Annotated in this window: 6 protein-coding genes and 1 rRNA gene; all 7 read right to left on the bottom strand. The window is 40.9% G+C overall.

Annotation, left to right across the window (positions count from 1 at the left end; genetic code table 11):
• A 16S ribosomal RNA gene (locus BMX26_RS06580) occupies window positions 1–157 on the bottom strand; the annotation flags it as partial.
• Between the two features lie 469 nt (window positions 158–626).
• Entirely contained in the window at window positions 627–2,123 is a 1,497-nt protein-coding gene (gene lysS, locus BMX26_RS06575; RefSeq protein ID WP_075530643.1) for a lysine--tRNA ligase, read from the bottom strand.
• A gap of 60 nt (window positions 2,124–2,183) precedes the next feature.
• Window positions 2,184–3,182 carry a tRNA dihydrouridine synthase DusB gene (gene dusB, locus BMX26_RS06570; RefSeq protein WP_075530642.1) on the bottom strand — a complete coding sequence of 333 codons (999 nt, stop codon included), beginning with the start codon at window positions 3,180–3,182 and terminating at the stop codon, window positions 2,184–2,186.
• Between the two features lie 10 nt (window positions 3,183–3,192).
• Window positions 3,193–4,080 (bottom strand): Hsp33 family molecular chaperone HslO, encoded by an 888-nt coding sequence (gene hslO / locus BMX26_RS06565; protein ID WP_075530641.1) that lies wholly within the window; start codon window positions 4,078–4,080, stop codon window positions 3,193–3,195.
• Between the two features lie 108 nt (window positions 4,081–4,188).
• Window positions 4,189–6,417 carry an ATP-dependent zinc metalloprotease FtsH gene (gene ftsH, locus BMX26_RS06560; RefSeq protein WP_082272501.1) on the bottom strand — a complete coding sequence of 743 codons (2,229 nt, stop codon included), beginning with the start codon at window positions 6,415–6,417 and terminating at the stop codon, window positions 4,189–4,191.
• Between the two features lie 103 nt (window positions 6,418–6,520).
• On the bottom strand, window positions 6,521–7,063 hold the full coding sequence (gene hpt, locus BMX26_RS06555; protein ID WP_075530650.1) for a hypoxanthine phosphoribosyltransferase: 543 nt from the start codon (window positions 7,061–7,063) through the stop codon (window positions 6,521–6,523).
• 11 nt (window positions 7,064–7,074) lie between these two features.
• Window positions 7,075–8,433: a tRNA lysidine(34) synthetase TilS gene (tilS, locus tag BMX26_RS06550; RefSeq protein ID WP_075530640.1), complete on the bottom strand. Its 1,359-nt coding sequence runs from the start codon at window positions 8,431–8,433 to the stop codon at window positions 7,075–7,077.
• Window positions 8,434–8,435: the final 2 nt, after the last annotated feature.

The raw sequence follows: 8,435 nt of genomic DNA, 5'->3' as shown, positions 1-8,435 counted from the left end.
TCTTTTGGGCAGGTTGCCTACGTGTTACTCACCCGTTCGCCACTCAGTCTTTTAATCGCTAAATGCAAGCATTTATTAATCAAAAGCTTCGTTCGACTTGCATGTATTAGGCACGCCGCCAGCGTTCGTCCTGAGCCAGGATCAAACTCTCAATTTATAAGTTTGTGACTCAAAATTTAAATTTACTAGCGAATTGACTTCGCAAATATTGTTGCTCTTGTTTAAAACAAGAAGCCCTGCACATTTGCTTATCGAAACTTTGTTCAGTTTTCAAAGATCTGTTTCAAAGCCGCTCATTGCGACTTCTTCATTTTATCACTAACAATTATCTTTGTCAAGAAATAAATTTTTTGAATTCATTTCAGCAAGCTAACTGCCAGCTTTTATATTATCTCAATTTCGAAGTGAAATGTCAATAACTTTTTTTAAATCATTGTTGCTTTAACGCGACAACTTAATTAGTTTAACATATAGACAAATATGTGTCAACATCTTTTCTATAATCTTTTTAAGCTATCTTTTGCGCATCAGCAACTTTATTAGTATACCATACTGAGCCAAAATAGCAAGCCTTTTTCGTAAAAAATGCAAAAAAAAGAGAAGCCATAACTGACTTCTCTTTTGATTTAATTATTTTCGATTGGACGCATGGTTGGGAAAAGCAAAACATCACGGATAGAAGCTGCATCGGTCAACAGCATTACCAACCGGTCAATCCCAATTCCTAAGCCACCTGTTGGAGGCATACCATATTCCATGGCTTCAATATAATCTTCATCAATACCTTCGGCTTCATCATTACCCGCCTTACGTTCTTCCACTTGTGCTTCAAAACGTTGGCGCTGGTCGATTGGATCATTTAATTCAGTAAAGGCATTAGCATATTCTCCGCCCAGAATATATAACTCAAACCGGTCTGTAAAACGAGGATCATCAGCATTCTTCTTAGCTAATGGTGAAATTTCGACTGGATGACCATAAACGAAAGTTGGGTCAACAATCTTGTCTTCGCAGAATTGTTCGAAGAATTCATTGATAATGTGGCCGACTTTCCAATATGATTCATAATGAACTCCATGGTCATCAGCTAACTTGCGTGCTTCTTCAATAGTCATTTCTTTCCAGAAATCAACACCAGTATATTCCTTGATCAAATCAACCATATGAGCACGCTTAAAAGGCTTACCAAAGTCAACGTCTGTCCCTTGGTAAGAAATAATGCCGTTGTCAGAAACAACTTCAGCAGCAGCTTTAAAGATACCTTCTGTTTCATCCATGACATCTTTAAAATCAAAGTAGGCTGCATAAGTTTCCAACATGGTAAATTCTGGGTTATGGTGTGTATCAATCCCTTCATTACGGAAGACACGGCCAATTTCATAAACGCGTTCCATACCGCCGACAATCAGCCGCTTCAAATGAAGTTCCAAAGCAATCCGCAGATAAAGCTGAATGTCCAAAGCATTATGGTGTGTAATAAATGGACGTGCAGCTGCACCACCTGCTTGTGTGTGCAAAACAGGTGTCTCAACTTCCAAAAAGCCATTTTGATCAAGATAACGGCGAATAGCTGTCACAATTCTGCTACGGTTAACAAAACGTTCATAACTTTCGTGGTTAGTAATCAAATCAAGGTAACGCTGGCGATAAATTTGTTCGACGTCTTGCAAGCCATGATACTTGTCTGGCAAAGGACGCAAAGCCTTGGACAAGAAAGTAAGTTTAGTTACCTTCAAAGTCAATTCACCCATATCAGTCTTGATAACATGGCCGGTAATCCCCAAGAAATCACCTAAATCAGCCCGCTTAAAGATATGATACATATCTTCTCCGACTTCATCTTTGCGGATGTAAAGCTGCATTCTGCCTGTCTTATCTTGCAAATCAGCAAAACCAACTTTGCCTTTACCGCGTTTAGCAACCATTCGACCTGCAATAGTTGCTTCAACATTCATATTATTTAATTCTTCCTTATCCATGTTACCATATTTTTCATGTAAATCTTGGTTCATGGAATCACGTTCAAAACGATGGCCGAAAGGATCAATACCATTGTCGCGCAATTCTTGCATCTTTTCACGACGTACACGTAATTGATCATTCATGGTCTTTTCATTAGCCATTAGAAATCCTCACTTTCTTTTTACATACATATTTTAATTATATCATACAACAATCTTTAGCTAATTACTTTTTTTAGCCTGATAATCTTTTAAATCAGCAATGAAGTTATCAAAAATTTCATGCATTTGTTCTTCCGTATCCGCACTGTTTAAAGCAGCTTTAGCCCTAGCTGAGCGTGGAATACCCTTTAAATAGTAAGCAGCTTGCGATCTGAATTCCTTTGGCCCCATCTTTTCACCCTTGGCTAAAACCAAGCGATGCAGGTGTTCTTTAGCAACTTTAATTTTTTCTTCCGGTGCCGGTTCAGCTAAAAGCTTACCTGTTTCCAAATATTCCACTGTCTGCTTCACAATCCACGGATTGCCTAAAGCAGCCCGACCAATCATTACGGCATCACAACCTACTTCATCAAGCATCTTTTTAGCATCTTCAGGTGTTCTAACATCACCATTTCCCATAAAGGGAATCGTGAGTTTTTGAGAAACATCATGCAAAATACCCCAATCGGCTTGCCCTGAATAAAGCTGCTTGCGTGTCCGTCCGTGCATTGCCAAGGCGTAAGCGCCGCCCTCTTGAGCAGCTAAAGCATTTTCAACCGCCAAAATATGGTCTTCATCCCAGCCAGTCCGCATTTTTACCGTCACCGGCTTATCAACAGAACTTGTCACCGCTTTAACCATCTCATATACCTTATCAGGGTCAAGTAGCCACCTTGCGCCAGCATCAGTCTTGGTAACTTTTGGTACAGGACAGCCCATATTGATATCAATAATATCAGCGCTGGTATTTTGAGCTACAAATTGCGCAGCTTCAACTAAAGATTCCTTACTGCCACCGAAAATTTGTACACTGACAGGATGTTCACTAGGGTCAACAAAGAGCATGCCCAAGGTTTTTTTGTTGCGAAAATGAATGCCTTTATCTGAAATCATTTCGCAAACGACTAATCCTGCGCCAAATTCTTTACAAATCATCCGAAAAGCAACATTTGTCACTCCCGCCATCGGTGCGACAACAACTTGGTTAGGGATGACAATATCTCCGATTTTCCACTCCATGCCTTTACCTCTATTTCATGCGTGCTTGAGCTGCAATTTCGGCTAACTCAGCTTCATCAAAGTGATATTCATTACCGCAAAAATGGCAAACCGCCGTAGCGCCATGATCTTCGGCAATCATTTCATTAACATCTTTTTGCGGCAAACTGGCCAATGCTTTGGCAAAACGCTCTTTAGAACAGTCGCATTCAAATTTGACCGGCATTTTTTCCAAGATTTCAACATTTTCAACGCCAAAAAGCTTATTTAACATATCCTCTGGTGTTAATCCATTTTGCATCATTGTTGAAATCGGAGTCAAATTTTTCAAGGTTGCTTCTAATTTATCCAAAATTTCACTTGGACAATTAGGCAAAACTTGAATCATAAAACCGCCGGCTGTCCCAATCGTATTATCATTGTTAACGAACACAGATAAACCAAAAGCAGACGGAATCTGTTCTGATTTAGCCACATAATAAGTAAAGTCTTCGGCAATTTCACCGGAAACTAGCGGAACTTGCCCCGTAAAAGGTTCCTTTAAGCCATAATCTTTGGTAACAGCAAAAAAGCCCTCCGTCCCCACGGCACCTTTAACATCAATCTTGCCTTTGTCATTTAAAGGCAGGTGTACATGAGGATTTTGAATATAACCTTTAACTGTCCCTTTGGAATTACCATCAACGACAATGCCGCCGGCTGGGCCATTACCATTAATCTTAACAGTCAATTTTTCATCACCCTTAAGAGAGGCAGTGGCCAAAAGAAGGGTGCCGACCAAACTACGGCCTAAAGCCGCTGATGAAGCACTCCATGTGTCTTGTCTTGTTTGTGCTTCCCTTACGGTTTGGGTTGCATCAATCGCATAAGCGCGCAGATGGCCATCGCAGACCAAACTTTTTACCAAATAATCAGACATTTTATTTCTTCCTTTCAAATGTATCCAATCAGCTATTTTAACATAGGATGTGACAACTGTCGAACAAATCAGACTAAACAAAAAAAGCCGGATGATTCCGGCTTTTCTTTATTTACTTTCATCGTCAGATTTAGTTTGTGCATCGCCAGAAGCTTCAGGCTTATCTTCAGAAGAAGTATCCGTATCATCATCTGACTTTTCGGCCGTTTTATCATTCTTGACTTCAACGTCCTTTTCAGATGGAAATTCGGCTTTAGCCTCTTCTTTCTTCTCAAACTCAGTCTCATCAGCTTCTTTTGCTGTTTCGTAAGCTGTATTGCTTGCTAAATCTTTAGATGCTGTTTCAGCTTGTTTAACAGCTTCTTTACGGTTCAAAGCTTCCTTAGCTTCTTCAAAAGTAGCTGCCTTTTCAGATGGAAATTCGTCTTCATTTTGAGCTGGCATCTTGCCAGTATTATACAAACTCAAGATTTGCTTTTCATCAAGAGTCTCGTATTCAAGCAAGGCCTTAGCAATTGTTTCATGCTGTTCTTTATGTTCTTCCAAAATACGCTTGGCTGTTTCCATACCTTCTTCACAAAGGTCCTTAACTTCGGCATCAATGGCATTTGAAGTATCAACAGAGAAGGCATGTTGGCCTGGCACATAATCACCGGCATACATACCGCTTTGCCCTTCATATTGAACAGGTCCGAGTTTTTCACTCATCCCATATTCAGTTACCATTGCCCGTGCCAATTGTGTTGCTTGTTGGAAGTCATTGGAAGCCCCCGATGACTGCTGGTTGAAGATTAATTCTTCAGCCGCACGGCCACCCATCAAGCCAGCAATTTGTTCCTTCAAGTCCTTCTTAGACAAAAGCATTTGATCTTCTTTTGGCAGCATGATTGCATAACCGCCAGCACGACCACGCGGCACAATAGTTACCTTGTGCACAACGCGGGCATCGTTTAATACCAAACCAACAATGGTATGCCCTGCTTCGTGGAAGGCCACCGTTTCCCGTTCCTTCTTGCTGATGACCCGGTCGCGCTTAGCTGGACCAGCAATCACACGATCTTCAGCTTCGTCAACATCAGAAGCATCAATTTGTTTTTTATTGCGACGGGCAGCCAACAAGGCAGCTTCGTTTAACAAGTTAGCCAAGTCAGCCCCGACAAATCCTGGGGTTTGCTTAGCAATCATCTTCAAATCAACATCGTTAGCCAATGGCTTATTCTTAGCGTGAACCTTCAAAATAGCTTCACGACCTTTGACATCAGGGCGACCAACCAAAATTTTACGGTCAAAACGGCCTGGACGCAGCAAAGCCGGATCCAAAACATCAGACCGGTTGGTAGCGGCCATAACAATAACGCCTTCGTCACCTTCGAACCCGTCCATTTCAACGAGCAATTGGTTCAACGTTTGTTCGCGTTCATCATGACCGCCGCCCATGCCATTACCACGGCGACGACCCACGGCATCAATTTCATCGATAAAGATGATTGATGGCGCGTTCTTTTTGGCATTTTCAAATAAGTCACGAACACGGCTAGCACCGACACCGACGAACATTTCCACAAAGTCAGAACCTGAAATTGAGAAGAATGGTACGCCGGCTTCACCGGCAACGGCCTTGGCTAACAAAGTTTTACCAGTACCTGGAGGTCCTTCAAGCAAAACCCCGGATGGAATCTTAGCACCTAAAGCCAAGAATTTATGCGGATCACGCAAAAATTCAACAACTTCGACTAATTCTTGCTTTTCTTCTTCCGCACCCGCTACATCAGAGAAGCGGACACGGTTGTTCTTTTTGTCAATCGGCTTAGCCTTGGACTTGCCAAAGTTCATCACCCGGCCATTGCCGCCTTGCCCTGCTTGACCCATCATCATGTAAAAGAAGATGATGAAGAACAGCAATGGCACTACATAAATCAGCAATTGAATCCAAACACTGCTGGATTCTTCTTCCTTAGCACCGTACTTAACATTGTATTTTTCAGCATATTTTCTAATCTGCGCTACAGATGTATCGTTGGTTAAAACGTTGGTTGAAAAATTGGTTGCCTTGGAAGAAATATTAGCAAAACCTGTTATGCCACTTGCCTGGCTTACCTTACGTGCTTTGCGATAAGTCCCAGTAACTTTATAAGTGCTGCCTGAAGGCTGCAAAGTAAAGCTTTTAACATTATTTTTCTTCAATTCAGTAATAAATTGGCTTGACTGAATCTGTTGGGATTGTGTATTGGAGTGGCTGCCAAACATGTAATATAAAGCCCCCATAATCCCTAAGAAAACAACGATATAGAAGAGACTGTTCCGCAAGAGTCCGTTTTTATTATTGTTATTATTCAAACGAATTCCTCCTCACCTCTATGCGCTATTTAGCCTAGCGCTTCGACATTTTCATGATAGCATATTTGACCTTTGCTAACCAAATAAAAAAGCTTCTTTTGGCTTAATTATTTTCGTAAACTTCAGGCTTCAATACACCAACGTATGGCAAGTTGCGGTAACGGCCCATGTAATCAAGCCCGTAGCCGACAACAAATTCGTTTGGAACTTCAAAACCGACGTAATCAGGCTTAACTGATTCAACCCGGCGTTCAGGTTTATCAAGCAAAGTACAAATCTTAACAGAGTTGGCATTGCGGCCCTTGAGCAAAGCAACCAAACTTTCCAAGGTCTTACCGGTGTCAATGATATCTTCGACAATCAAAACATCGCGGCCTTTAACAGATGTATCCAAATCTTTGATGATTTTAACTTCGCCGGATGAAACAGTCGCATCGCCGTAGCTGGAAACATCCATAAAGTCAAGTTCGCAATAAGTGTCAATATGACGCACGATATCTGCCATAAACAAGATAGCGCCCTTTAAAACACAGATTACTAATGGGTTTTTACCCTCGAAGTCTTTGGTAATTTCTTTACCCATTTTGCTAGCAGCCATTTCAATTTGCTCCTTGCTGTATAAAACAGCCTTAATATCGTCATTCATTCCCATGAAAATTAAACCTCTTTCCTGCCATTATTGCGAAAAACTACTATGTATTGCATTTTATCATTTAGACTAGCCTGTGACAAATCAGATTTTTTGACTCCGATAATCCACACAACTTCGCCTTGATCATTTACCAGCAGCCATAATTGCTTACGCCTTTCAGTGGCAATTTTTTGATCAATTAAAATTTTTTTGACTTTTTGATGGTAGGCAGCAAATCGCATCATATCACCATTTTGCCGGTGGCGCAGCCAAAAATGAGGATTTGCACTTTCCAAAACATCATCTGAACTTAAAAGTTCGACTTTGTCTTTTAAAAAGACGCCTAACCGTGCGCCGTTATCTAAACTATACCATTTACCCACCGCTAATTTAAGGGGTTTATCCGAAATATTTTCTGCTTGCGGCTTTTTTTGTTCAATTTTAAAAGAACGGTAGCTTTTTACAAAAAAATAATCTGAACCCAAAGCTATCTGTGCTTGCGGCTTTTTGGGGTTAAGCAAAAGTTTCAGACATTGATCAGCCTGTTTTTTTGAAAATGTTCCGTTTTTAGCTAACAAATCTTTTAACAGTATTCTCTGCATATAAGGCTCAATGTTTAGCCAGCCTGCTAAATCATACCCCGTACCGTTTTTTAAGTCATTTTTCACTTTAGCAACACTTACAGCTGCCACGGCAAATAAATCTTGCAGCTGCTCGCTAAAATCCTGCATATGCTGCAAAAAAAGCGGGTTTTCCTGCTCAAATTGCGGGATAATATGGTGTCTGATACGGTTGCGCAAAATATCATCTTGTTGGTTAGTCTCATCTTCAAAATACTGAATTTGATGCTGTTTAGCATAAGCCAAAATTTCCGCCTTGGAAAAATTAAGCAAAGGCCGCAGTAAAAATCCTTGCGCAAACGGTCTTTTTGGCAAAATGCCCTGCAGCTGTTTTAAATCGCCACCCCTGATTTCCTTCATTAAGATTGTTTCGGCCTGATCGTTGGCATGATGCGCTGTCAATAAATAAGGCAGCTTATTTTGCAGCATCACTTTTTCAAAAAAGGCATACCGCATTCGGCGGGCTTGTTCTTCCATGCCTGTTTGCGGATGATCTTTTTTAGGCCACGTATAGTGATATAAGGGTAAATGCTTTTTTTGGCAATAATCTTTAATAAAAGCTGTCTCTTCAACTGATTGCTTCCGTAATTGATGGTCTACGTAAGCGACACTGACTTCAGGCCGTATTTTTAAGGGCAAGTGCAGCAATAGATCGCACAAAACCATCGAATCTACCCCCGTTGAAACGGCAACTAAAACATTGGCCGGGCTTTTAATTAAACCTTCCCAGTCATGACTAAATTTTAATAATAAGTTATCTTTCATCC

Source organism: Ligilactobacillus sp. WC1T17 (assembly GCA_900110005.1).
GTDB lineage: Bacteria > Bacillota > Bacilli > Lactobacillales > Lactobacillaceae > Ligilactobacillus > Ligilactobacillus ruminis_A.
This window is presented reverse-complemented; position numbering and strand designations above follow the sequence as displayed.